General features: G+C 70.4%; 22 protein-coding genes. 15 read left to right on the top strand and 7 right to left on the bottom strand.

What is annotated here, in order from left to right:
• Window positions 1-63: 63 nt before the first annotated feature.
• From ASF43_RS03285 to ASF43_RS03270, 4 genes are read left to right on the top strand one after another with little or no spacing between them, the layout of a single operon-like run.
• Window positions 64-2,202, top strand: a complete 2,139-nt coding sequence (locus ASF43_RS03285) for a TonB-dependent siderophore receptor (RefSeq protein WP_056176579.1) — start codon at window positions 64-66, stop codon at window positions 2,200-2,202.
• Between the two features lie 6 nt (window positions 2,203-2,208).
• Window positions 2,209-2,949 (top strand): ABC transporter ATP-binding protein, encoded by a 741-nt coding sequence (locus ASF43_RS03280; protein WP_056176570.1) that lies wholly within the window; start codon window positions 2,209-2,211, stop codon window positions 2,947-2,949.
• The gene (locus ASF43_RS03275) at window positions 2,946-4,373 is read left to right on the top strand and encodes a DUF3526 domain-containing protein (protein WP_056176567.1); all 1,428 of its coding nucleotides are present in this window, start codon (window positions 2,946-2,948) and stop codon (window positions 4,371-4,373) included. Before ASF43_RS03280 ends, ASF43_RS03275 begins: the two co-directional genes overlap by 4 nt.
• Complete coding sequence (locus ASF43_RS03270) at window positions 4,370-5,728, top strand: DUF3526 domain-containing protein (RefSeq protein ID WP_056176564.1); 1,359 nt, start codon at window positions 4,370-4,372, stop codon at window positions 5,726-5,728. Before ASF43_RS03275 ends, ASF43_RS03270 begins: the two co-directional genes overlap by 4 nt.
• A 19-nt stretch (window positions 5,729-5,747) precedes the next feature.
• Here ASF43_RS03270 and ASF43_RS03265 read toward each other — a convergent pair whose 3' ends face one another.
• A complete protein-coding gene (locus tag ASF43_RS03265) occupies window positions 5,748-6,260 on the bottom strand; it encodes a GAF domain-containing protein (protein WP_056176561.1) in 513 nt (170 codons plus the stop codon).
• A gap of 78 nt (window positions 6,261-6,338) precedes the next feature.
• Here ASF43_RS03265 and ASF43_RS03260 point away from each other — a divergent pair, with 78 nt between their 5' ends.
• The 6 genes from ASF43_RS03260 to ASF43_RS03235 all read left to right on the top strand — a co-directional run bounded on the left by ASF43_RS03260 (window position 6,339) and on the right by ASF43_RS03235 (window position 12,682).
• Window positions 6,339-7,385 carry a metal-dependent hydrolase gene (locus ASF43_RS03260; protein ID WP_056176558.1) on the top strand — a complete coding sequence of 349 codons (1,047 nt, stop codon included), beginning with the start codon at window positions 6,339-6,341 and terminating at the stop codon, window positions 7,383-7,385.
• An 88-nt stretch (window positions 7,386-7,473) separates the two neighbouring features.
• Window positions 7,474-8,733, top strand: coding sequence for a GTP cyclohydrolase II (locus ASF43_RS03255; protein WP_200932412.1), 1,260 nt, complete (start codon window positions 7,474-7,476; stop codon window positions 8,731-8,733).
• A gap of 124 nt (window positions 8,734-8,857) precedes the next feature.
• Window positions 8,858-10,135, top strand: coding sequence for a URC4/urg3 family protein (locus ASF43_RS03250; protein ID WP_056176554.1), 1,278 nt, complete (start codon window positions 8,858-8,860; stop codon window positions 10,133-10,135).
• Window positions 10,136-10,163: 28 nt separating this feature from the next.
• Window positions 10,164-10,793: a uracil phosphoribosyltransferase gene (gene upp, locus ASF43_RS03245; RefSeq protein ID WP_056176552.1), complete on the top strand. Its 630-nt coding sequence runs from the start codon at window positions 10,164-10,166 to the stop codon at window positions 10,791-10,793.
• Window positions 10,794-10,803: 10 nt separating this feature from the next.
• On the top strand, window positions 10,804-11,637 hold the full coding sequence (locus tag ASF43_RS03240; RefSeq protein ID WP_056176549.1) for an LOG family protein: 834 nt from the start codon (window positions 10,804-10,806) through the stop codon (window positions 11,635-11,637).
• A gap of 43 nt (window positions 11,638-11,680) precedes the next feature.
• Window positions 11,681-12,682, top strand: a complete 1,002-nt coding sequence (locus ASF43_RS03235) for a BMP family protein (protein WP_056176546.1) — start codon at window positions 11,681-11,683, stop codon at window positions 12,680-12,682.
• A gap of 6 nt (window positions 12,683-12,688) precedes the next feature.
• Here ASF43_RS03235 and ASF43_RS03230 read toward each other — a convergent pair whose 3' ends face one another.
• The 3 genes from ASF43_RS03230 to ASF43_RS03220 are packed head-to-tail and all read right to left on the bottom strand — an operon-like array spanning window position 12,689 to window position 14,694.
• Window positions 12,689-13,684, bottom strand: a complete 996-nt coding sequence (locus ASF43_RS03230) for a sensor domain-containing diguanylate cyclase (protein ID WP_082497562.1) — start codon at window positions 13,682-13,684, stop codon at window positions 12,689-12,691.
• A gap of 21 nt (window positions 13,685-13,705) precedes the next feature.
• Window positions 13,706-14,317 (bottom strand): chemotaxis protein CheC, encoded by a 612-nt coding sequence (locus ASF43_RS03225; protein WP_056176539.1) that lies wholly within the window; start codon window positions 14,315-14,317, stop codon window positions 13,706-13,708.
• Window positions 14,314-14,694, bottom strand: coding sequence for a response regulator transcription factor (locus ASF43_RS03220; protein WP_056176537.1), 381 nt, complete (start codon window positions 14,692-14,694; stop codon window positions 14,314-14,316). Before ASF43_RS03220 ends, ASF43_RS03225 begins: the two co-directional genes overlap by 4 nt.
• A gap of 188 nt (window positions 14,695-14,882) precedes the next feature.
• On the opposite strand from ASF43_RS03220, the gene ASF43_RS03215 reads away from it, so the two are divergent.
• From ASF43_RS03215 to ASF43_RS03195, 5 genes are all read left to right on the top strand, one after another.
• Entirely contained in the window at window positions 14,883-16,439 is a 1,557-nt protein-coding gene (locus tag ASF43_RS03215) for an ABC transporter ATP-binding protein (protein WP_056176536.1), read from the top strand.
• Complete coding sequence (locus ASF43_RS03210; RefSeq protein WP_056176532.1) at window positions 16,436-17,497, top strand: ABC transporter permease; 1,062 nt, start codon at window positions 16,436-16,438, stop codon at window positions 17,495-17,497. The genes ASF43_RS03215 and ASF43_RS03210 overlap by 4 nt, the downstream gene beginning before the upstream one ends.
• Complete coding sequence (locus ASF43_RS03205; protein WP_056176530.1) at window positions 17,494-18,417, top strand: ABC transporter permease; 924 nt, start codon at window positions 17,494-17,496, stop codon at window positions 18,415-18,417. The genes ASF43_RS03210 and ASF43_RS03205 overlap by 4 nt, the downstream gene beginning before the upstream one ends.
• Window positions 18,418-18,455: 38 nt before the next feature.
• Window positions 18,456-19,736, top strand: coding sequence for an amidohydrolase family protein (locus ASF43_RS03200; RefSeq protein WP_056176528.1), 1,281 nt, complete (start codon window positions 18,456-18,458; stop codon window positions 19,734-19,736).
• 265 nt (window positions 19,737-20,001) lie between these two features.
• Window positions 20,002-20,706 (top strand): glutathione S-transferase N-terminal domain-containing protein, encoded by a 705-nt coding sequence (locus ASF43_RS03195; RefSeq protein ID WP_056176525.1) that lies wholly within the window; start codon window positions 20,002-20,004, stop codon window positions 20,704-20,706.
• A gap of 10 nt (window positions 20,707-20,716) precedes the next feature.
• Here ASF43_RS03195 and ASF43_RS03190 read toward each other — a convergent pair whose 3' ends face one another.
• The 3 genes from ASF43_RS03190 to sbcB form a co-directional block, all read right to left on the bottom strand.
• On the bottom strand, window positions 20,717-21,136 hold the full coding sequence (locus tag ASF43_RS03190) for an RcnB family protein (protein ID WP_082497561.1): 420 nt from the start codon (window positions 21,134-21,136) through the stop codon (window positions 20,717-20,719).
• A 99-nt stretch (window positions 21,137-21,235) separates the two neighbouring features.
• Window positions 21,236-22,054, bottom strand: coding sequence for an NAD-dependent protein deacetylase (locus tag ASF43_RS03185; protein ID WP_056176518.1), 819 nt, complete (start codon window positions 22,052-22,054; stop codon window positions 21,236-21,238).
• Window positions 22,054-23,499 (bottom strand): exodeoxyribonuclease I, encoded by a 1,446-nt coding sequence (gene sbcB, locus ASF43_RS03180; RefSeq protein ID WP_056176516.1) that lies wholly within the window; start codon window positions 23,497-23,499, stop codon window positions 22,054-22,056. The genes ASF43_RS03185 and sbcB overlap by 1 nt, the downstream gene beginning before the upstream one ends.
• Between the last annotated feature and the right edge of the window lie 57 nt (window positions 23,500-23,556).

Raw genomic sequence — 23,556 nt, 5'->3', positions numbered from 1 at the left:
GCGGCTGTTCGGCTCACGCCTGGCCCGCCGTTCGTGCGTGGCACGGCTCTTCGTGCTTTTTCCATGTCTCCACTTTTTCGCTCCACGCGGCGCGCGCCTGCGCCCGTCACCCTGGCCGTTGCGGCCTGCATCGCCCACCCGGCGCTCGCGCAGACCACGCCCGCCACACTCTCCACCGTCGAAGTCGTCGGCCGCACGGCCTCTGGCGCCTACCACGCCGAGGAAGCCGCCGGCGCCAAGACCGAGCTGCCGCTGCGCGAGCTGCCGCAGTCCGTGCGCATCGTCACGCGCCAGGCCATCGACGACCTGGGCGCGACCCGGCTCGACGACGTGCTCGACTACGTGGGCGGCGTTTCGCGGCAGAACAATTTCGGCGGCCTGTGGGACAACGTCTCCATCCGCGGCCTGCCCGGCAACGAGAACACCGGCATGGCCACCCTGCTCAACGGCTTCTCGTCCAACCGCGGCTTCAACGCGCCGCGCGACCTGGCCGGCGTGGAGCGCATCGAGTTCCTCAAGGGCCCGGCAGCCGCGCTGTACGGCAGCAGCGAGCCGGGCGGCACTCTGAACGTGGTCTCCAAGCGCCCGCTGTGGAAGGCCGCGAACGCGGTCGAGGGCTATGTCGGCAGCCACGGCTTGAAGCGTGGCGCGTTCGACAGCACCGGCCCCATCGGTCAGAACCTTGCTTACCGGCTCAACATCGCCGTGGAGGACAAGGACAGCTTTCGCGACCATGTGAACGCGCAACGCCACGTGATCGCGCCGGCCTTCACCTGGCGCCTGGGCCGCGACACGATGCTCGAGTACGCGGGCGAGTATTTGCGCCATGCCACGCCCTTGGACCGTGGCGTGGTGGCCGTGGACAACCGGCTGGGCGCCATCCCACGCAGCCGCTTCCTGGGCGAGCCTGCCGATGGCGACGTGACCGTCACCAACCAGACGCACCAGCTGATCCTGTCGCACGAGTGGAACGCCGCCTGGCGCAGCCGCTTCGGCCTGTCGTACCGCGACACCGGCATCGAGGGTTACTCCACCGAGGCCTCGGCCCTGCGCGCCGATGGCACGCTCACGCGCCAGCGCCGCTTTCGCGACTACAGCTCCGACGACATCGCCGTGCAGGCCGAGCTGCAGGGCGTGGTCGCCACGGGCGCGGTGGAACACGAACTGCTGCTGGGCGTGGAAGCTTTCCGCTTCGAGATGGACACCCTGGCCCTGCGCGCCAGCCCCACGGCCACGGCGGCCAACGCCATCGACATCCGCAACCCCGTCTACGGCCAGGCGCTGCCCACGCCCGGCCCCAACACCAGTACGCTGGAAAAGCAGCGCAACACCGCCTTCTACGTGCAGGACGCGATCAAGCTCACGCCCGCCTGGCGGCTCGTGGGCGGCGTGCGCGTGGACCGCTACGACCAGTCGCTGCACAACCGGCTGACCGGCAACACAGCGCGGCAGGACCCGTCGGCCACCTCGCCGCGCATCGGTGTCTCGTGGCTGCCCGCGGACCAATGGACGCTGTACGCGAACACCGGCCGCTCCTTCCGGCCCAACACCGGCTCCAACGCGGCCGCGCAGGGCTTCGACCCCGAGACCGGCCGCTCGCTGGAGCTCGGCGCCAAGTGGGAAAGCGCTGACCGCCGCATGGGCGCGACCGCCGCGCTGTTCGACATCCGCAAGCGCAATGTGACCACCGCCGACCCGGCCAACCCCGGGTTCTCGATCGCCACCGGTGAGGTGCGCAGCCGCGGGCTGGAGCTGGACCTGGCGGGTCAATTGACCACTCACTGGCGCGTGAACGCCAGCCTGGTACTCAACGACGTGGAGATCCTGCGCGACAACACTCTGGAGGTGGGCGGCCGGCTGCTGAACGTGCCGCGCGTGAACGGCAGCCTGCTGGCCGTGTACGACGACGCGCTGGCCAACGGCCAGCGCTACGGCATCGGCGGCGGCGTGACTCACATGGGCCGCCGCCTGGGCCAGGCCCGCACGCAGGCCGAGGCCAATGCCGGCACGCCCGCGTTCGAACTGCCGGCCTACACCACGGCCAAGCTGGTCGGCTACTGGCGGCTGAACCCCCTGCTCCGCCTGTCGCTGGACGTGGACAACCTGTTCGACAAGACCACCTACACCAGCTCCTACAGCCGGCTGTGGGTCACGCCCGGCACGGCACGCAGCGTGACGCTGGGCCTGCAAGCCAGGTTCTGAACGACCATGACCACCACCACTCCACCCCCCCACCCCGTGCTGCAGGCCAGTGGCGTGCGCGCCGGCTACGGCGGGCGCACCATCCTGCACTCGCTGGACCTGCAGGTGCATGCCGGCGAGATCTACGCGCTGCTCGGCGCCAACGGTGCCGGCAAAACCACCACGCTGAGCCTGTTCCTGGGCTTTGTGCAGCCCGGTGCGGGCCGCCTGCGCGTGGCGGATGCCGACCCCGCGAGCGACCCGGCCGCGGCGCGCCGGCAGATCGCCTACATCCCCGAAAGCGTGGCGCTGTACGAGCACCTGAGCGCGCGCGAGAACCTGGCCTACCTGCTGGCCCTGGCCGAGCAGCCCGCGCCGCAGGCCACCATCGACGCCGCGCTCACGGCCGCGGGCCTGGACGCCGCCGCCCATGGCCGGCGCGTGTCCGGCTTCTCGAAGGGCATGCGGCAGAAGGTGGCCATCGCGTTGGCCCTGGCGCGCCATGTGCCGGCCCTGTTGCTGGACGAGCCCACCTCGGGTCTCGACCCGCAGGCCACGGCCGAGTTCCACCGCCTGCTGGGCGTGCTGCGCGACCAGGGCGTGGCCATCCTGATGGTCACGCACGACCTGTTGAGCGCGGCCGACATCGCCGACCGCATCGGCTTCATCGGCGCCGGGCGCCTGGCCGAGGAAGTGGCGGCCACGGGTGCCGAGCGCTTCGACGTGCGCGCGCTGCACAGGCGCTATGCACAGGAGGCGGCCGTATGAAGGCGGCCTGGCGCATCGCCCGCGAGGAATGGCGCTGCATGGCACGCGACCGCGTCGCGGTGCTCGGACTTGTCTTGTTGCTGGTGCTGTCGTGCACGGCCGCGCTCACGGCCCATGAACGCCAGCGCACGGTCCAGGCCGAACGCGCGCGCTACCAGGCTCAGGTCGACGAGGAGTTCCAGGCCCAGCCCGACCGGCACCCGCACCGCATGGTGCACTACGGGCAGTTCGTGTTCCGCCCGCTGAGCCCGCTGGCCGCGTTCGACAGCGGCATCGACGGCTTCACTGGCCACACGCTGTTCCTGGAGGGCCACCGCCAGAACAGCGCCAACTTCGGCGACGTGCGGCAGTCCTCGCTGCTGCAGCGCTTCGGCCAGCTCACGCCGGCCTTCGTGCTGCAGGTGCTGGCGCCGCTGCTGCTGGTCTTCGTCGGCCATGCGGCGCTGGCGCGCGAGCGCGAAGCCGGCACCTTGCGTGTGCTGCTGGCGCAGGGCGTGAGTGCCTGGGCCATCCTGGCCGGCAAGCTGCTGGCCATGGCGGGGTTGGCGATGGCCTTGCTGCTGCCGGCCGCCGTGGCGCTGGGCTGGATCGCCGCGACGCAGGGCCAGGCCCAGGCCGCCGCGCTGCTGCTGGCCGGCCATGCGCTGTGGTTGCTGCTGTGGTCGACCGCCATCGTGCTGGTGTCGGGTGCGCTGCAGCGCCGTCGCGATGCGCTGCTGGGCCTGCTCGCGCTGTGGACGGTCACCGTGATCCTGCTGCCCCGCCTGCTGCCCGAGGCGGCACAGGTCGCCAAACCACTGCCCACGCGACTGGAGACCGACATCGCCGTCGCACGCGAACTCGCTGCGCTCGGCGACAGCCACAACCCCGACGACCCGTACTTCGCCAGCTTTCGCCAGAAGATCCTGGCGCAGTACGGCGTCGCGCGCGTGGAGGACCTGCGCGTCAACTACAAGGGCATCGTCGGTATGGAGGGAGAGCGCCTCACCAGCGCGCTGTTCGACCGCCATGCCGAGGCCGCGTTCAGGCTTCAGGCCGAACAGGGCGCGCTGGTCGCCACATGGGGCATCGCCAGCCCCATCGTCGCACTGCGCACGCTGTCGATGGCCGCCGCTGGCACCGACCTGGCCAGCTACAAGCGCTTTCTGGACCAGGGCGAGGCCTACCGCTACGGTCTGGTGCAGTCGCTCAACCGGCTGCAGGCCGAGCAGCTGCGCTACGCCGACGACCGCAACCCCACGCGCAACAACCGCGTGGACCGCGCGCTGTGGCAGGGCTTCCCGGCGTTCCACTACCAGGCCGAACCAACGGCCGACATGCGCAGCCGCGCGCTGCGCCCCGCGCTGGTGCTGCTGCTGTGGGCTGCCGCACTCGCGGCCCTGCTGCCGCTGCTGGCCAACCACCTTCGAAAGGGCACACGATGAGTTGGATCGCCCACGAATGGCGCTTGATGCTGCGCTCGCGCCTGTCGGCCTGCGCGCTGCTGTTGCTGCTGGCCCTGGCCAGCCTGGCGCTGGCGGCTGGCCTGCACGAGACCGGGCGCCAACGCGCCGACATCGCGCGCCTGGCCCCGCTGCAGGCCGAGGACATGGCGGCAGTCGAACGCAAGATCGCGCGCAGCGGGGATGCGGGCTACGCGGCCTACTACAGCTTCCACGCCACGGCCGACCCGCCGGCCAGCGCGGCCTTCATCGCCCTGGGCCTGCGCGACGTGGCGCCGCACGTGCTGCGCGTGCGTGCGCTGGGGCTGCAGGCGCAGCTGTACGAGGGCGAGGCCTTCAACCCCGAGCTGGCGCTGCCGGGCCCGTTCGACTTCGCCTTCGTGCTGGTCTACCTGGCGCCGCTGTTCGTGATCGCGCTGCTGCACGACCTCGTGTCGTCGGAGCGTGAGTCAGGCCGGTTGCCCATGCTGCGCGCCATGCCGGGCGCCGCCGGCCGGCTCTGGTGGCGCCGCGCGGCGCTGCGCGTGGCCTCTGCCTTCGCCTGCCTGGCGCTGCCGCTGGGGTTGGCCGCCGTCGTCGCCGGCCTGCCGCTGCCCAGCTTCGCCGCCACCCTGGCCATCGTCGCGCTGTACCTGGCCTTCTGGGCCGGGCTGTCGCTTGTGGTCGGCACGCGCGGCTGGACGTCCACGGCCAACGCCACGGCGCTGATGGGCTGCTGGGCGCTGCTCACGTTGGTGCTGCCTGCCCTGGCCAGCATCGCGCTGGCCCGCGCCCTGCCCGTACACCAGGGCGTGGAACTCATGCTGGCCCAGCGCCAGGAGATCCACGGCGCCTGGGACGAGCCGCGCGAGGCCACGATGCAGCAATTCTTCCGCAGCCATCCGCAGTGGCAAGGCACGGCGCCGCTCCCGGCGGGCTTTCACTGGAAGTGGTACTACGCCTTCCAGCAGCTCGGCGACGAGCATGTGGCCGACCGTGTGCAGGCCTACCGCACCGGCCTGCAGGCGCGCCAGCGCTGGACCGAGCGGCTGGGCTGGCTGCTGCCGGCCGTGGCCGCGCAGGCCGCGCTGCACCGGCTGGCCGCCACCGACCTGCCCGCGCAGCTGGCCTACCAGGACCGCATCGCGGCCTTCCATGCCGAGCTGCGGCACTTCTACTACCCCTATGTTTTCGATGAGCGCCGCTTCGGGCCGGCGGACTTCGCGCGGCAGCCGCGCTTTGTGGAGCAACCCTCTGCAGCGGCGATCGCCTGGCGCCAGCTCGCGGCGCTGGCCCTGGTGGCAACGCTGCTGGCGCTTGCCGGCCTGCGCGCGCTGCGCCGACCTTTGCACGTCTAGCGAGCGCGGGCGCGCGCTCCTAGCCTGCGGCCTGGCCCGGCGACAGCCTGGCCGCCAGCAGGCCAGCCGTGTAGCGCAGGCGGTCGATGTCCGCGCCCGCGCGCACGCCGCGGCTGAAGCAGCACAGGGTGCCGTAGACCGAGCCATCGGCCAGCCGCACCGGTGTGCTCAGGTGCGTGCCGATGGGCAGGCCCGGATTCGGCGCCAGCCCGGCGGCGATGAAGGGCGCGGCGTCGACCATGCGCTCAGGCAGGCGCCCCTCGACGACCCGCTGGCACCAGCTCTCTTCGATCGGATTGCACATGCCGACCTGCAGTGGTGCGAAGTCCGGCCCGCTGTCCACCGCCTTGAAAGTGCGCTGCCCGTCCGCGATCTGCGAGACGAAGGCGACGTCCATGTCCAGGCGCGCCCGCAGCAGTTTCAGAACCTCGGTCACCTGGGCCGGGAGATCAGGGTCTGCGAAGTCGCTGGTGGCGACCAGCAGCTCCGAGATCTGGACGTCCAGGTCGTCGGGTTTGTAGTCGAAGTACATGGCTGCGCAGTCTAGCCAGTCCGCGAACCCTGCAGTGCAGCCAGGGGTATGCGGCCCCCGCTGCTACATTGGCGGCCGATGGATTCCCTCACCCAAATCGTGCTGGGCGGCAGCGTGGCGGCGCTGGCTGTGCCGGCACCGCACCGCCGGCGCGCCGCCCTGGCCGGCGCCTTGCTCGCCACCCTGCCCGACCTGGACAGCCTGCCCATGAAGTGGATGGGCGTGGACGTCGTGACGCTCGTCACCTGGCACCGCGGGCCTTCGCATGCGCTGCCCGTTCTGTTCGTGTTCGGGCTGCTCGTGTGGTGGCTGCTCAGGCGCTGGTGGGCGCCCGTGCGCGAGGCACCGCGCCGCTGGCTCGCCGCCATCCTGCTGGCCTTGCTCACGCACCCGCTGCTGGACGCGTTCACGGTCTACGGCACGCAGCTGTGGTGGCCGCTGCCGCTGCGCCCGACCATGTGGTCCAGCATCTTCATCATCGACCCGGGCTACACGCTGGCCCTGCTCGTGGCCTTCATCGCCATCCTGGTCGTCGGCGCCAAGCCCATCGGCCAGCGCTTCCTGGTCGCCGGCCTGGTACTGAGCAGCGCCTACCTGGGCTGGTCGCTGCTGGCCAAGCAGATGGTCGAGCGCGACGCGCAGGCTGCGCTGGCAGCCATGGGCCAGGCCGATGCACCGCGCTTCTCGGTGCCCATGCCCTTCAACACGCTGTTGTGGCGCGTGGTGGTGATGACGCCCGGTGGCATGCTGGAAGGCTACCGCTCGCTGTGGGCCGACCACGGGCCCATGCGGTTCCAGCCGTATGCCGGCGAGACCGCGGCGCTGCAGGCGCTCGCGCACACACCGCCCGTGGCCCGGCTGCTGTGGTTCTCCAGCGGCTTCATGAAGGCCGTGGCCGATGGCGACCGGCTCGTGCTGTCGGACCTGCGCATGGGCGCCGAGCCCGCCTACAGCTTCCAGTACCTGATCGCCGAGCGCGCCTCGGCGAGCGCCGCCTGGCAGCCCGTCGCGCCCGTCGCGGTCACCGGCCCCATGGACACGCGCGGCGCGCTGCAGGCCATCTGGCAGCGGTTGCGGCACGAGCCAGCGCCCGGCGCGCCGCCGTTCGCGCTGCCACGTCCATGAGCGGGCCGGCCCCGTTGTGGCATAGAGTGTGCGAGCTTGTCACGTGCATGCCGCATCGCTACATTGAATCGAACCCCAAGGAACCATCGTGAGCACCTCCACCGAGACACCCGCGCCACGCCACATCCGCCTCACCTCGCACGCCGGCGGCTTCGGCGCCCTGCCCCTGCAGTGGGGCGCGGCCAGCCCCACTGCGCGCGGCCCCGTGGTCGGCACCACCACCAAGCGCAGCCACCGCAACGTGATCGGCACGCACAGCGGCTCCTACAGCATCTACCGCGCGCTGGCCGTGGCGGCCGGTGCGCTGTCGCGCGAGCACAGGGCCGACCTCACCAACACCTCGCCCACCGACCTGATCGGCCCCTACCCGCAGTGGAGCGAGCCCGGCAAGATCGTGAGCCTGGACCCCTGGGGCGCGGCCGTGGCCGACGTGTTCTCTGCCGAGCTGGCCGCGGGCTACGACATCCGCCCGACCATCGCCGTGACCAAGGCCCACGTCATCCTGCCCGAGGTGATCGAGGCGCTGCACAAGGGCCGGCTGAAGGCCGATGGCAAGTTCCTCACGGCCAATGGCGCGGCCGTGGTCACCAAGGCCGCCATCGAGCCGGTGTGGTACCTGCCCGAGGTGGCCAAACGTTTCAAGTGCAGCGAGACCGACCTGCGCCGCGTGCTGTTCGAGGAAACCGGCGGCATGTACCCCGAGCTCGTCACGCGCTCGGACCTGGAGGTCTTCCTGCCCCCCATCGGCGGCCAGACCGTCTACATCTTCGGCGACCCGCGTGACCTGGCGAACCCCGAGGTCGAGCTCACGGCCCGCGTGCACGACGAGTGCAACGGCTCGGACGTGTTCGGCTCGGACATCTGCACCTGCCGCCCCTACCTCACGCACGCCATCGAGGAATGCATCCAGGGCGCGCAGCGCGGCGGCGTGGGCCTGGTCTCGTACTCGCGCAAGGAGGGCCGGGCGCTGGGCGAGGTCACCAAGTTCCTGGTCTACAACGCGCGCAAGCGCCAGGTGGGCGGCGACACGGCCGACCAGTATTTCGCGCGCACCGAGTGCGTGGCCGGCGTGCAGGACATGCGCTTCCAGGAGCTCATGCCCGACGTGTTGCACTGGCTGGGCATCAAGAAGATCCACCGCCTGGTCTCCATGAGCAACATGAAGTACGACGCGATCACCGGCTCGGGCATCGAGGTCGGCGTGCGCGTGAACATCCCGGACGAGCTGATTCCCGACGACGCCCGTGTGGAGATGGACGCCAAGATGGCAGCCGGCTACTTCACGCCTGGCGTGGTGCCGGATGCCGAGGAACTCAAGAAGGCCAAGGGCCGGGGGTTGGACGCATGAGCCTCGCACGGCCGCCTGAAGAGGCTCAGCACCGCAGCACGCAGTGCGAAGGTACCCCCATGACATCTGCACCGGGCCGCCCCAAGCCAGCTCGCACCGCAGTGCGCAGCACGGAGGTTTTCGCATGACGTTCGAAGGCATCAGCTCCGAGCTGGACACGCAACACGCCGAGGGCGCGGCCGCCGCGCTGCGCACGACCACGGCCATTCGCAAGCGCGCCTCCCACCTGCTCGAACGCGCCCGTGTCGGCGCCTCGCGCTGGTTCACGGTCGACGACGCCGCGCTGCAGACCGCGGCCGGACAGGTCGCCGATCTCACGCGTGAGCGCTACCCCAGCCTCGTGATCCCGTTCCACAGCCGCTGGCGCCATTTCGAGGCCGGTGGCGTGGACCGCAAGGCCGAGCTCGACAAGCGGCTGGCGGGCCTGGCCGCACCCGCCAAGGCGCGCGCGCTGATCGACCTGGCGCTCGTCAGCGTGCTGCTCGATGCCGGCGCCGGGCCGGACTGGCAGTACCACGAGTCCGCCAGCGGCCAGGTGTTCACGCGCTCCGAAGGCCTGGCGGTGGCCAGCTTCCACGCCTTCACGGCCGGCCTGTTCTCCAGCGACCCGGCGCATCCGCTGCAGGTCGATGCCGCCGCGCTGCGGGGCCTGGTGGCCGACCGGCTGGCCGCAGCCTTCCAGGTCAGTTCGGTCAACCCGCTGGTCGGCATCGACGGCCGCGTGGTGCTGCTGCGCCGGCTGGGCGAGACGCTGGCAGCGCAGCCCGAGGTGTTCGGCCCGCAGGGTCGGCCGGGCGGCCTGTTCGACATGCTGGTGAGCCCGCTGGGGCCGTCCACGATCGCGCCCACCGCCACGATCAGCGCGCACGACATCCTGTCGCAGCTGCTGATGTCGCTCTCGCCGATCTGGCCCGCGCAGAACGCCATCGGCACCGTTCCGCTCGGCGACTGCTGGCGCCACGACGCCGTGCCCGGCGCGGGCCTCACGGCCGGATGGATGCCGTTCCACAAGCTGTCGCAATGGCTGACCTACTCGTTGCTGGAGCCCTTCCAGTGGGCTGGCGTGCATGTCGATGGCGTCGATGCGCTGACCGGCCTGCCCGAGTACCGCAACGGCGGCCTGCTGCTGGACGCCGGCGTGCTCGTGCTGACCGAGCCGTCCAACGCCAACCGCGTCTGGCACCCGGGCGACGAGCTGATCGTCGAGTGGCGCGCGCTGACAGTGGCGCTGCTCGATGCGCTGGCGCCGCTGGTGCGCGCACGGCTGGGCGGCGCGGCCGCGCAGATGCCGCTGGCCTGCGTGCTCGAGGGTGGCACCTGGGCCACCGGCCGCCTGCTGGCACAACGCTTGCGTGGCGGCTCGCCACCGTTCGCCATCCACAGCGATGGCACCGTCTTCTAGAACCATGCAACAACTCGAACAACCGACCATGTCCAACGTCCACCTGATCGACCACCCCCTGGTGCAGCACAAGCTCACGCTGATGCGCCGCAAGGACGCCAGCACCAACACCTTCCGCCGGCTGCTCAACGAGCTGTCCAGCCTGATGGCCTACGAGGTCACGCGCGACATGGCGATGCAGGACATCGAGATCGAGACCCCGCTGGAGACCATGACCTCCAAGGTGATCGACGGCAAGAAGCTGGTCTTCGTGTCCATCCTGCGCGCCGGCAACGGCATCCTGGAGGGCATGCTCAACATCGTGCCGGGCGCGCGCGTGGGCCATGTGGGCCTGTACCGCGACCCCAAGACGCTGACCGCCGTGGAGTACTACTTCAAGATGCCGCACGACATGCACGAGCGCGACATCGTGGTGGTCGACCCGATGCTGGCCACCGGCAACTCGGCCATCGCAGCCGTGGAGCGGCTCAAGGAGCTGAGCCCCAAGTCCATCAAGTTCGTCTGCCTGCTGACCTGCCCCGAGGGCATCGCCGCCTTCCACAAGTCGCATCCCGACGTGCCGATCTACACCGCCGCCATCGACCGCCAGCTCAACGACCACGGCTACATCCTGCCGGGCCTGGGCGATGCCGGCGACCGCATTTTTGGAACGAAGTAGGCAGGCGGCCATGCGTACGCTGTGGATTGTCACGACGGCCGCCCTGCTGGTGCTGCAGGGCTGCGCCAGCACGCCGGCGGGCGACGCCGCCTGCACCAGCACCGCCCCCAACGCCAGCTACACCGGCCCCTACAAGGGCACGGAAAACAGGCTGGCTGCCGCCGACATGGCGCGCGACCTGCACTGCGCCGAGCGCTTCAAGGCCGGCAAGTACCCGCGCGGCTTCGTCGCCATCTACGGCAGCTCGCGCCTGGCCGAGGACAAGGAAGGCGCGCCCGCCACCGACAACGGGCAGCTCTACCAGGGCATCCGTCTGTTCGCGCGGCAATGGACCGGCGCGCACGGCGACAAGCTGCCCATCCTGACGGGCGCCGGCCCCGGCATCATGGAAGCGGCCAGCCGCGGCGCAACCGAGGCGGGCGGCCCGAGCATCGGCTACACCACCTACTACGGCCCTGCGCGCGACCAGGGCGACGCGCGCCTGGCGTTCCAGACCTACCGCGGCCAGCCCATCGTCAGCGACGGGCTGATCTTCTCCAGCGTGGCGATGCGCGAATCGATGATGGTGCTGCACTCGGCCGCCGTGGTGATCGCCCCGGGCGGCACCGGCACCGAGTGGGAAACCTTCCAGATCATCGAGTCGATCAAGAGCCAGCAACTCGACCCGGTTCCCGTCTACCTGCTCGGCAAGCGCGAGGTGTATTGGAAGGGCCTGGAGCAGCGCATCGACGAGATGACGCGCCTGGGCACGATCCGTGCTGGTGAAGTCACCAACCTGATCCAGTTCGTGGAAGACCCCGAGCAGCTCATCGACCTGCTGGCCACGCACTTCCAGTTGCACTGAAGTCCCCGATCCACCATCCACCGCCGCCTCAAGGAGTTCCCCCGTGCACCAGCGCCGCCATCTGCTCACGCAATCCACCGCCCTTGCCATCGCCCTGGCTGCAGGCCTGCCGTCCATGGCCTGGGCCCAGGCCAAGCTCAAGGTCGCCGCGGTCTACACCGTGCCGTTCGAACAGCAGTGGGTGGGCCGCATCCACAAGGCGCTCAAGGCAGCCGAGGCGCGCGGCGAGATCGAGTACAAGGCGACCGAAAACGTGGCCAATGCCGACTACGAGCGCGTCATGCGCGAGTACGTGAACGGCGGCAACCAGCTCATCGTGGGCGAGGCCTTTGCTGTGGAGGCCGCGGCGCGTCGCGTCGCCAGGGACTTCCCCAAGACCATGTTCCTGATGGGCAGCTCGGGCAAGCCGCAGGCGCCGAACTTCAGCGTGTTCGACAACTACATCCAGGAGCCCGCCTACCTCTCCGGCATGGTTGCCGGCGGCATGACCAAGAGCAACAAGATCGGCATGGTGGGCGGCAACCCCATCCCCGAGGTGAACCGTCTCATGAACGCCTTCATGGCCGGCGCGCGCGAGACCAACCCCCAGGTGGAGTTCACCATCACCTTCATCAACAGCTGGTTCGACCCGCCCAAGGCCAAGGAGGCCGCCTTCGCCATGATCGACAAGGGCGTGGACCTGCTCTACGCCGAGCGCTTCGGCGTCAGCGACGCGGCCAAGGAGCGCGGCAAGCTGGCGATCGGCAACGTGGTGGACACGCAGGCGCAGTACCCCGACACGGTGGTCGCCACGGCCGTGTGGAACATGGAGCCGACGATCGACGAGGCACTCAGGCAGGTCAAGGCCGGCCAGTACAAGGCGGATGACTTCGGCAAGTTCTCGCACATGCAATACAAGGGCTCGGAGCTCGCGCCGCTGGGCACCTTCGAGAAGAAGGTCCCGGCCGACATCGTGGCCAAGGTGCGCGCGCGCCAGGCAGAGATCCTGGCCGGAAAGTTCGCCGTGAAGGTCGACGACACGCAGCCCAAGCCGACCGCGAAGTAATGCGCGTCAGCGCAGCGTGGACGGGAACGAGTCCAGCGGCGAGGCGCCGCTGACCGTCCAGCGCACCTGGTTGCGGCCATTGCGCTTGGCGTCGTAGAGCGCGCGGTCGGCCATCTCCAGCAGCTCGGTGGCCGTGCAAGGCGAGCGCGCATCGTGGCAGGCCACGCCCAGGCTGACGGTGACATACGCGGCCACGGTCGAAGCCGCATGCGGGATCGCCAGGGCCTCGACCGCGCGGCGGATCTTCTCGGCGATCCCTTGCGCACCGAGCTTGTCGGACGCAGGCAGCACGGCGGCGAACTCCTCGCCACCATAGCGCGCCAGCACATCGGTGGCGCGGTTGACCTGCTCGCGCACCGCGTCCGCAATGGCGATCAGCACGCGGTCGCCGGCCGGATGGCCATAGGTGTCGTTGTAGGCCTTGAAGCTGTCCACGTCGAGCATGAGCAGGGACACGGGCGTGTGGCTGCGCTGGGCGCGCTCCAGTTCCGCGCTCAGCTTCTGGTCGAAGTACTTGCGGTTGTAGACGCCGGTCAAGCCGTCGACCACGGCCTCGCGCGTGAGCTTGTCGGTGCGCGACTGCAGTACCCGCTCGCGCTTGGTCACCACGCTCGCATCGGTCACCTGGATCAGACACAGGTGGTGCGCGCCGGGCTGCGCCACGGGCGTGATCGTCACCGACTGCGGCATGCGCAGGTTGCCCGCGCGGTGCTCGTGCCGCGAGAACAGCGGCAGCGGCGAGTGGTGCAGCACGTTGGACAGCACGATGGGCAGGCGGCGCTGCAGCCCATTGCGCACGGCTTGGCGGAACGGCTGCGGCAAGGCGTCGGGGAACACCTCCTCGAGCGGCCGGCCTTGCGCCTGCGCGAGGGCCACCCCGCTATGGCGCGTGACCCAGGCATTCCAGTGCAGCACGCGGCCGCCCTCGTCGAGCAGGATCAGGCCCATGGTCACGGCATCCGCCAGCAAGGGCCAGTTGACCATCGCACTTGAAGGCGTCATCGGTTCAGCACCCCGGGGAACTCAGATGCGCGCTAGGAAGCGGTCGATGGCAGCGATCAGCTCGTGGAAGGAAGCCGAGCTGAGCAAAAACACCAGAACCCCGTCGGTTTCGCGCTTCTCGATGGTCAGGTCGATGTGCAGCACGAGCACGATGGGCTGGCCGAGATCGGCCGTGAGTTCGTCGATCACGGTGTCCATCTGGTCCACCGCGTACTCGGGCAAGGTGCTGTCCAGCTCGATGTCCAGCATGTTGGCCACGGCCGACATGCAGGCATTCAGGATGATGTTGCCCAGCTCGCACATGGCCTCGTGCTCGAAGTCCACGAGGTCGTCGACGCTGACCTGCGAGCCGATCATCTCGCGCACGATCTCCAGCGCCTTGTCCTCGGTGAACAGCAAGGAAGCATTGATCGTGAACGGGCCGCTGAAATCCTGGCGCACGGCGCCGATGCGCTCGCCCTGCAGGGCCAGCACGCCGGTGCCCAGCTCGCTGCGCCGGTAGAACGCGATGCGCGGCACCGACAGCAGCACCTCGTCGCCCACGATCTCCGACAGGCTGGCCGCGGCGTGGCCGGCGCCTACGTTGAAGACTTCGGCCAGGGCGTCGGTCTGCAGCTCGGTCAGTTCGATCACAGGCCCTCGTCGAAAAAATTCAGCGCCTGCAGCACGCTTTTCTCGTTGACGGGTTTGGCCACGAACTTCGCGCCCATGGACCGTGCGCGCGACTGGTGGCTGTCCTGCACGTTGGCCGAGAACAGCACCATGCGCAGCCCGGGATGCTCGTGGGAAATGCGCTCGGCGACATCGGTGCCCATGGTGCCTGGCATGTTGATGTCCATCGTGATGTGGTCCGGCACCGACTCGGCCACGATGCGCAGCGCCTCGTCGCCGCTGACTGCTTCATGGATCGTCCACTGCGGCCGATGCGCGGTGACCAGCGAACGGATCATCATGCGCGACACGCGGCTGTCGTCGACGATCAGGAGGGTTTTGCGGGGCGCGCTGGACATGGGGCCAATGGTGCGGCAGCTGCCGGCTGGACGCAATACTCGATGGATGTGCAAACGATTCTAGGCCCTGCCACCGGATATCCTGCATCATCGGCGCAACGACCCGGCCCGCTGCCTGTGGCACGGATGCTGCATCGGCCAGCGCCATCGCACCAACAACGAACGCCCCGCTCCTTGCCGCTCGCGCCATGGCCGACGACTCATCCAACCGCCCCGTGCTGCGCATCCGCGGCGTGACCAAACGCTTCGGCGCGCTGACGGCCAACGACGACATCTCGCTGGACTTGCACGCCGGCGAAGTGCTCGCGCTGCTCGGCGAGAACGGCGCGGGCAAGTCCACGCTGATGTCCATCCTGTTCGGCCACTACGTCGCCGATGCGGGGAGCATCGAGGTCTTCGGCGCGCCCCTGGCGCCGGGCCAGCCGCGTGCCGCACTGGCCGCGGGCATCGGGATGGTGCACCAGCATTTCATGCTGGCCGACAACCTCACGGTGCTGGACAACGTGGTGCTCGGCACCGAGCCGCTGTGGCAGCCCTGGTCGCGCCGCGCGATGGCCCGCACGCGGCTGTTGCAGCAGGCCCGGCGCTTCGGCCTGCAGGTCGACCCGGACGCGCGCGTGGCCAGCCTGTCGGTCGGTGAACGCCAGCGCGTGGAGATCCTCAAGGCGCTGTACCGCGGCGCGCGCATCCTGATCCTGGACGAGCCCACGGCCGTGCTGACGCCTGGCGAGAGCGAGGCGCTGTTCGACACGCTCGCGCAGATGGTGGCCGAAGGCCTGTCCGTGATTTTCATCAGCCACAAGCTGGCCGAAGTGCTGCGCGTCTCGCAGCGCATCGCCGTGCTGCGCGGCGGCAAGCTGGTGGCGCAGGCGCGCAGCGAAGGCGTCACGCAAGCACAGCTGGCGCAATGGATGGTCGGCCACGCGGTCGCCCCCCCGGCGCGCCACCGGGCCGCCGAGGTGCGCGATGCGGCCTGCGTGCTCGACGGTGTCAGCACCGAGGGGCGCGGCCACGACCGCCTGCGCGGCGTCTCACTGACCCTGCGCAGCGGGGAGATCACCGCGATCGCGGGCGTGTCCGGCAACGGCCAAGTGGCGCTGGCCGAGCTGCTGTCGGGCACGCGTCGGGCGACCGCCGGCAGGCTGCTGCTGGGCGGCAAGCCGTTGCGGCCTTCGCCGGCCTGGCTGGTCAGCCGCGGCGTGGCGCGCGTGCCGGAGGACCGGCATGCCGTGGGCGTGGTGGGCGACCTGCCGGTGTGGGAGAACGCGGTGTCCGAGCGCCTGCAGTCCTCGGCCTTCTCGCGCTGGGGGCCGCTGGGCCTGCGCTGGATCCGCCGCGAGGCCGCACGCGCCCATGCACAGGCCATCGCCAGGGCCTACGACGTGCGCGGCGCCGGGCTGGACGCCGCGGCCCGCAGCCTGTCGGGCGGCAACATGCAAAAGCTGATCCTGGGCCGCGCACTGACGACGCCGGACCAGCGCGGCCAGCGCGGCGGCGTGCCGCGCCTGATCGTGGCGCACCAGCCGACCTGGGGGCTGGACATCGGCGCGGTGTCGTTCGTGCAGCAGCAGTTGCTGCTGGCGCGCGATGGCGGTGCCGCCGTGCTGCTGATTTCCGACGACCTGGACGAGGTGCTGGCCCTGGGCGACCAGGTGGCCGTCATGCATGGCGGCAGGCTCACGGCCACGCGGCCGGCCGAGGCCTGGACGCGCGAAGCCATCGGCCTGGACATGGCGGGCGCATGAGACTGGAGCGCCGCAACGCCGCCTCGCGCGCCGCCCTGGTTCTGGCACCGGTGGGCGCCGTGCTGTTCACGCTGCTCGTCAGCGCGCTGCTGGTGGCCTGGGCCGGCGCACCCGTGGGCCGCACCTATGCGCTGCTGCTGCGGGGCGGCTTCGGCTCGGTCTTCGCATGGAGCGAGACGCTGACGCGCGCGATCCCGCTGATCCTGACCGGCCTGGCCGCAGCCGTGGCGTTCAAGGCAAGGCTGTTCAACATCGGCGCCGAGGGCCAGCTCTACGCGGGGGCGCTCGCCGCTGTCGCCGTGGGGGGCCTGCATGGCGGCAGCGGCCTGCCGCTGCCCGGGCCGCTGCTGTTCGCGCTGATGCTGGCAGCTGCGGCACTGGCCGGCGCGCTGCTGCTGCTCGGGCCGGCGCTGATGAAGACCCGGCTCGGCGTGGACGAGGTCGTGACCACGCTGCTGCTGAACTTCATCGTGCTGCTGGGCGTGGGCGCGCTGCTGGACGGCCCCATGAAGGACCCTTTGTCCATGGGCTGGCCGCAAAGCGTGGGCCTGCAGCCTGCATTGGAGCTGGCCAAGCTCGTGGCGCAGACGCGCGTGCACACCGGGCTGCTGATCGCGGCCGGGCTGGCCCTGGCCGTGTGGCTGGTGTTCAAGCACACGCTGCTGGGTTTCCAGATCCGCGCCGTGGGTGCCAACGCGCGCGCCGCGGCCTTCGCGGGCGTGCCGGTCACGCGCACGGTGGTGCTGACGGCCCTGCTGTCCGGCGCACTGGCCGGCCTGGCCGGCGCCATCGAGGTGGCAGGCCGCGCCGGTTACGTGACGCTGGACATGTCGCCCGGCTACGGCTACAGCGGCATCGTGATCGCGATGCTCGCCGGCCTGCATCCGCTGGGCGTGCTGGCCGCGGCCGTGTTCGTGGCAGGCGTGCTGGTGGGCGCCGACAGCATGAGCCGCGCCGTGGGCGTGCCGACCTACATCGCCGACGTGATCGTGGCGGCCTCGCTGATCGCGGTGCTGGTGGCCACGCTGCTCACGCAATACCGCCTGCGCTGGAAGTGATGGAACTGTTCGACATCCTCGCCAACCCGGCCTTCTGGGTTGCCGTGCTGCGCATCGCCACGCCGTTGATCCTGGGCACGCTGGGCGTGCTGCTGTGCGAGCGCGCCGGCGTGCTGAACCTGGGCATCGAAGGCATCATGGTCGCGGGCGCATTCGCGGGCTGGCTGGCCGTCTACCAGGGCCTGCCGCTGTGGGGCGGCGTCGCGGTCGCGGCGCTGGTCGGCGCGGCCTTCGGCCTGCTGCATGCGCTGCTGACGGTGGGCCTGGCGCTGTCGCAGCATGTGGCGGGCCTGGGCATCACCATGCTGGCGACGGCACTGTCGTACTACGGCTACCGCGTGAGCTTCCCCAAGGTCAGCACGCCGCCCACGGTCACGCCGTTCGCGGCCATGGACTGGCTGCCCGTTCCCGTGCTGGGTGCGCAGACCCCGCTCACGCTGCTGGCGCTGCTGCTCGTGCCGCTGATGGCCTGGGGCCTGGCGCGCACGCCGCTGGGCCTGGCGGTGCGCATGGTCGGCGAGAACCCAGGCGCGGCCGAGGGCCAGGGCCTGTCGGTCGTGCGGCTGCGCACAGGCGCCATCGTGGCCGGCTCGGCACTGATGGGCGTGGCCGGCAGCTTTCTCACGCTGTCGGCCTTCAATGCCTTCTTCTTCAACATGGTGAACGGCCGCGGCTGGATCTGCGTGGCGCTGGTGGTGTTCGCGTCCTGGCGCCCGGGCAAGGCCTTGCTGGGCGCCCTGCTGTTCGCGTTCTTCGATGCGCTGCAGCTGCGGCTGCAGCAGGCCGGCAGCGCGGCCCTGCCCTTCCAGCTGTACCTGATGCTGCCCTACGTGCTGTCGATCGCAGCGCTGGTGCTGGTGGCGCGCAAGGCCAGCTACCCTCAGGCGCTGATGAAGCCCTACCGCAAGGGCGAGCGCTGACACTTCGACATCCCCCCATACACGCAAGGCGCCCACCGATGCTCGACCTGCTCGTCACCCACGCCACGCTGCCCGATGGCCGCAGCGACATGTCCATCGCCGTGCAGGACGGCCGCATCGTCGAGGTGAGCCCCGGGCTGGCCGCACCCGCGCACGAAACGCTGGATGCGGGCGGCCTGCTCGTCAGCCCGCCTTTCGTCGATCCGCATTTCCACATGGACGCCACGCTCAGCTACGGCCTGCCACGCGTGAACGCCAGCGGCACGCTGCTGGAGGGCATCGCGCTGTGGGGCGAGCTCAAGCCCGACCTGACGGCCGACGCCCTGGTCGAGCGCGCGCTGGCCTATTGCGACTGGGCCGTGGCCAAGGGGCTGCTGGCGATCCGCACGCATGTGGACACCAGCGACGCCAGCCTGCTGGCCGTCGATGCCTTGCTCGATGTGAAACAGCGCGTGGCCCCCTACCTCGATCTGCAGCTCGTGGCCTTTCCACAGGACGGCGTGCTGCGTACGGCCGGCGGCGTGGCCAGCCTGGAACGCGCGCTCGACAAGGGCGTGGACGTGGTCGGCGGCATTCCGCATTTCGAGCGCACCATGGCCGACGGCGCGGCCAGCGTGAAGCTGCTGTGCGAGATCGCGGCCGCGCGCGGCAAGCTGGTCGACATGCACTGCGACGAGTCGGACGACCCGCTGTCGCGCCACATCGAGACGCTGGCCTACGAGTGCCAGCGCCTGGGCCTGCACGGCCGCGTGACCGGCTCGCACTGCACCTCCATGCACAGCATGGACAACTACTACGTCTCGAAGCTACTGCCCCTGGTCGCGGAGTCCGGCGTCAGTGTCATCGCCAACCCGCTCATCAACATCACGCTGCAGGGCCGGCACGACAGCTACCCCAAACGCCGCGGCATGACGCGTGTGCCCGAGCTGCTGGCGGCCGGCGTCAACGTCGCCTTCGGCCACGACTGCGTGATGGACCCGTGGTACAGCCTGGGCTCGGCCGACATGCTGGAAGTGGCCCACATGGGCCTGCACGTGGCGCAGATGACCAGCCAGGCCGGCATGCGGCAGTGCTTCGACGCCGTGACCGTGAACGCGGCGCGCGTGATGCACCTGCCGGGCTACGGGCTCGCGCCAGGCTGCGATGCCAGCTTCGTGCTGCTGCAGGCGCGCGACCCGGTGGAGGCCATCCGGCTGCGGGCCACGCGGCTCAAGGTCTGGCGCCACGGCCGGCTGCTGGCGCAAACACCGGCCGCACAGGCGCAGCTGCACCTGCCCGGCCGGGCGGACACGACAGCCTTCATGCCCGCGCGTCGATAGCATCGCGCCCGCACCAGCCGGTGCCTGGCTCGCCCACCGAGGGTCCAGCGCCTGGTTCGGCCTGGCCTTCGTCGCATGGCCGCTGGCATGCTGCTGGCACGCCACGCAGGGCGCTGGCTGCGCACGCCCACGCAGTGCAACGCGCCCGTGGCCAGCGTGACGGCCATGGAAGTGCCGGCTACTGGGCCGCCGCGCGCCGGGCTGAGCAGATCTCCGCGCGCCTGGGTATGCTGCGCTCCCTTCCACTGCCAGCACCACCCGCACCATGCCCGACCTGTCCGCCTTTCCCATCACCCAGAAATGGCCTGCGCAGCATCCCGACCGGCTGCAGCTGTATTCGCTGCCCACGCCCAACGGCGTGAAGGTGTCGATCGCGCTCGAGGAAACCGGCCTGCCATATGAAGTGCACCGCGTGGCCTTCGACCAGAACGACCAGATGTCGCCGGCCTTCCTGTCGCTGAACCCGAACAACAAGATCCCGGCCATCCTGGACCCGAACGGCCCGGACGGCAAGCCGCTGGCGCTGTTCGAATCCGGTGCGATCCTGGTCTACCTGGCAGCCAAGACCGGCCAGCTCATGCCCACCGATGACGCCGCGCGCTACGAGACGCTGCAGTGGGTGATGTTCCAGATGGGCGGCATCGGGCCGATGTTCGGCCAGCTCGGCTTCTTCCACAAATTCGCCGGCAAGGACTTCGAGGACAAACGCCCGCGCGACCGCTACGTGGCCGAGTCCAAGCGCTTGCTGGGGGTCCTGGAGCAGCGCCTGGCCGCTCGCGCGTGGATCATGGGCGAAGACTACGGGATCGCCGACATCGCGATCTTCCCGTGGGTGCGCAACCTCGTGGGCTTCTACGGCGCGCGCGACATCGTGGGCTTCGACAGCTTCCCCGCGGTGCAGCGCGTGCTGGACGCGTTCGTCGCGCGGCCGGCGGTGGCCAGGGGGCTCAACATCCCGCCCGCCCCCTGACACGCCAGCGTCAGTTCGACAACACGATCTGCGCGATCAGGCCCGTGGCCACGGCGATCAGCACGTAATCGGAATCGACCTGCAGCCAGCGATAGCCGCGCGGCGGCGCGCTCAGGCGGTGGCCGCGCCAGTCCTCGACCACGTAGTGCCGCGTGCGCAGGCCGGGCGGCAGGCGGTCGCCACGGTGGTAGCGGTGCTCGGGGCCGACGCCGCGGCCATGGTCGTGCGGATTTCCATGCCGGGCCTTTTGCCCGTGGCCGCGGTGGTCGGCGTCGCGATGGCGATCCGGCCCGCCGCGCCGATCACCACGGTCGTGTTGCCCGTGGCCGGGGCCGCGCTCGTCGCGGTCGCGCGGTTGGGCCGTGGCGGCGAGGCTGGAAAAGCCCAGCACGATCGCCATCGTGGTGGCCAGCAAGGGTCTGTGGTTCATGGTCGTCCTCTTGGAGTGCATCGTGACAGGGCCATGCTAGGCAGCCCATGTAAAGCCCAGGTTGCGCAGTGCATGCGGCAGGCAAAGTCCTGCCTGGCCTCAGGGCGCGGCAAGCTCGGAGACCAGCGCCTGCAGGCGTGCGCCGACAGGGCTTTCGACCTTCAGGCCGAGCAGGTCGTCGGCGCGCGTGCGCCCGATGTTCACCGCGGCGATCGGCTTGCCGAGCTGCGCGGCGGTCTGCACGAAACGGTAGCCCGAATACACCATCAGCGACGAGCCGGCGACCAGCACGGCATCGGCACGCGCCAGTGCCGCCTGCGCGGCGTCCACGCGATCGCGCGGCACGCTCTCGCCGAAGAACACCACATCGGGCTTGAGCATGCCGCCGCAGTCCGGGCATGGCGGCACGGCGAAACTGGCGAAATCGTCGTGCTCCAGGTCGGCATCGCCATCGGGCGCCGCACGCGCCTCCAGTGCGGCCCAGGCCGGGTTGCGCGCGCGCAGCAGCTCCTGCAAGGCGGCGCGCGGCGACCGCGTGCCGCAGCCCAGGCACACCACCGTGCCGATGCGCCCGTGCAGGTCGATCACCTGCTGGCTGCCAGCCGCGCTGTGCAGGCCGTCGACGTTCTGCGTCACGAGCAGCTCCACATGGCCGGCGGCCTCCAGCTGCGCCAGCGCCGCATGGGCCGGGCCGGGCCGGGCCTGCGCCATCGTGGGCCAGCCGACCAGGCTGCGCGCCCAGTAGCGACGCCGCGTCGCGTCGTCGCCCGTGAAGGCCTGGAAGGTGACGGGCTGCGGCCGTTTCCAGTCGCCGTTGGTGTCGCGGTAGTCGGGAATGCCGGACTCGGTGCTGCAGCCGGCACCGGTCAGCACGAACAGGCGCCGATGGCGGCGGGCGAAGTCGGCAAGCGCATCCATCAGACAGGCTCAGGCACGATGGCCTCCATGTACTCGTGCAGGGCTTCGAGGATCTCCATGCCGCGTGCATCGGCGGTCTGGGCGGCAGCCTCCAGCGCTTCGAGCATCTGGTCCACGTTGCGCACGCCGCCCTCGCCTTCGAGCAGGCGCGCGCTGCGGTGCTCCTCCCAGCGTTCGGCTTCCTCCGCCGTCAGCGTGGCGGGGAAGTTGCGCGCGCGGTAGCGGAACACGAGTTCGTGCAGGCGCGGGTCGTCGAAGCTGTTGCGCGCCTGTGCCAGCGCCTGCGGCGACAGGCCGCGCAGGTGGTCCAGCCGCTTGCGGTCCGATGGCGCGAGGAAACCGCCGTACAGGTCTTCGTCCACGTCGGCGCGGGCCGGCGCATCGCGCTGGAACAGGCCGGCCCACAGCGCGCTCAGGTCGGGCAGCGCGCGGGCGATGTGGGCATGTGCCAGCTGGGCCTGCAGGTCCAGCGCCCAGCGCGTGGCCAGGGCCGGGCTCAGCGTCTTGAGCGAGGACACGACCATGGGCGACTTGTTCAGGTGCACGGTCTTGATGGGCAGCCGCGTCACGCCCTCGGGCAGCGCATCGCTGCGGCTGAACAGGCGCAGCCGCGCGTCGTCGACCGACAGGCCGTCGAGCTCGCTCGGGTCGAACCGCAGGTCCCACGCGATCAGCTCGTTGCGGTTGGTCGGGTGCATCGCCAGCGGCCACATCAGCGCGATGCAGCCGCGCTCGGGCGGGAACATGCCCGACACGTGCAGGAACGGCCTGGCCGTCTGTTGCGTGGTGGGCAGGCCGAGCTCGGCGGCGACGCGGTCCTTGCGGCACAGCGAGAAGCAGAAGTCGAACAGCCGCGGCTGCTGCTGGCGGATCAGGCGCGCCAGCGCAATCGTGGCGCGCACGTCCGACAGCGCATCGTGCGCGGCCTCGTGCGCCAGGCCGTTGGCGGCCGACAGGTGCTCGAGCCGGAAGCTCACGCCGCCGCCCTCGGGCCGCTCGGGCCAGGTGATGCCGTCGGGCCGCAGCGCATAGGTCATGCGCACCACGTCGAGCAGGTCCCAGCGGCCGCAGCCGTTCTGCCACTCGCGCGCGTACGGGTCCATCAGGCTGCGCCAGAACAGGTGGCGCGTGATCTCGTCGTCGAACCGGATGGTGTTGTAGCCCACGCCAATGGTGCCGGGCTGCGCCAGCGCATCATGGATGCGCGTGGCGAACTCGGCCTCCGGCATGCCGCGCTCCAGGCAGGTCTGCGGCGTGATGCCGGTGATGAGGCAAGACACCGGATCGGGCAGGAAGTCCGGCGCGGGCTGGCAGTACCACATCATGGGCCCGCCGATCTCGTTGAGCTCGGCGTCGGTGCGGATGCCGGCAAACTGCGCGGGCCGGTCGCGCCGCACATTGGCGCCGAAGGTCTCGTAGTCGTGCCAGAGGAAGGTGTGGGCCATGGAGTGCAAGATGGAAGAAGGGGCAGGCCATCAGGCCTGCCCGACGTATTCTCCGTC

Source organism: Pseudorhodoferax sp. Leaf267, assembly GCF_001422405.1.
Taxonomy (GTDB): domain Bacteria; phylum Pseudomonadota; class Gammaproteobacteria; order Burkholderiales; family Burkholderiaceae_C; genus Pseudorhodoferax.
Note: the sequence above shows the minus strand (reverse complement) of the source record. Positions and strands in the feature narration are given on the sequence as shown.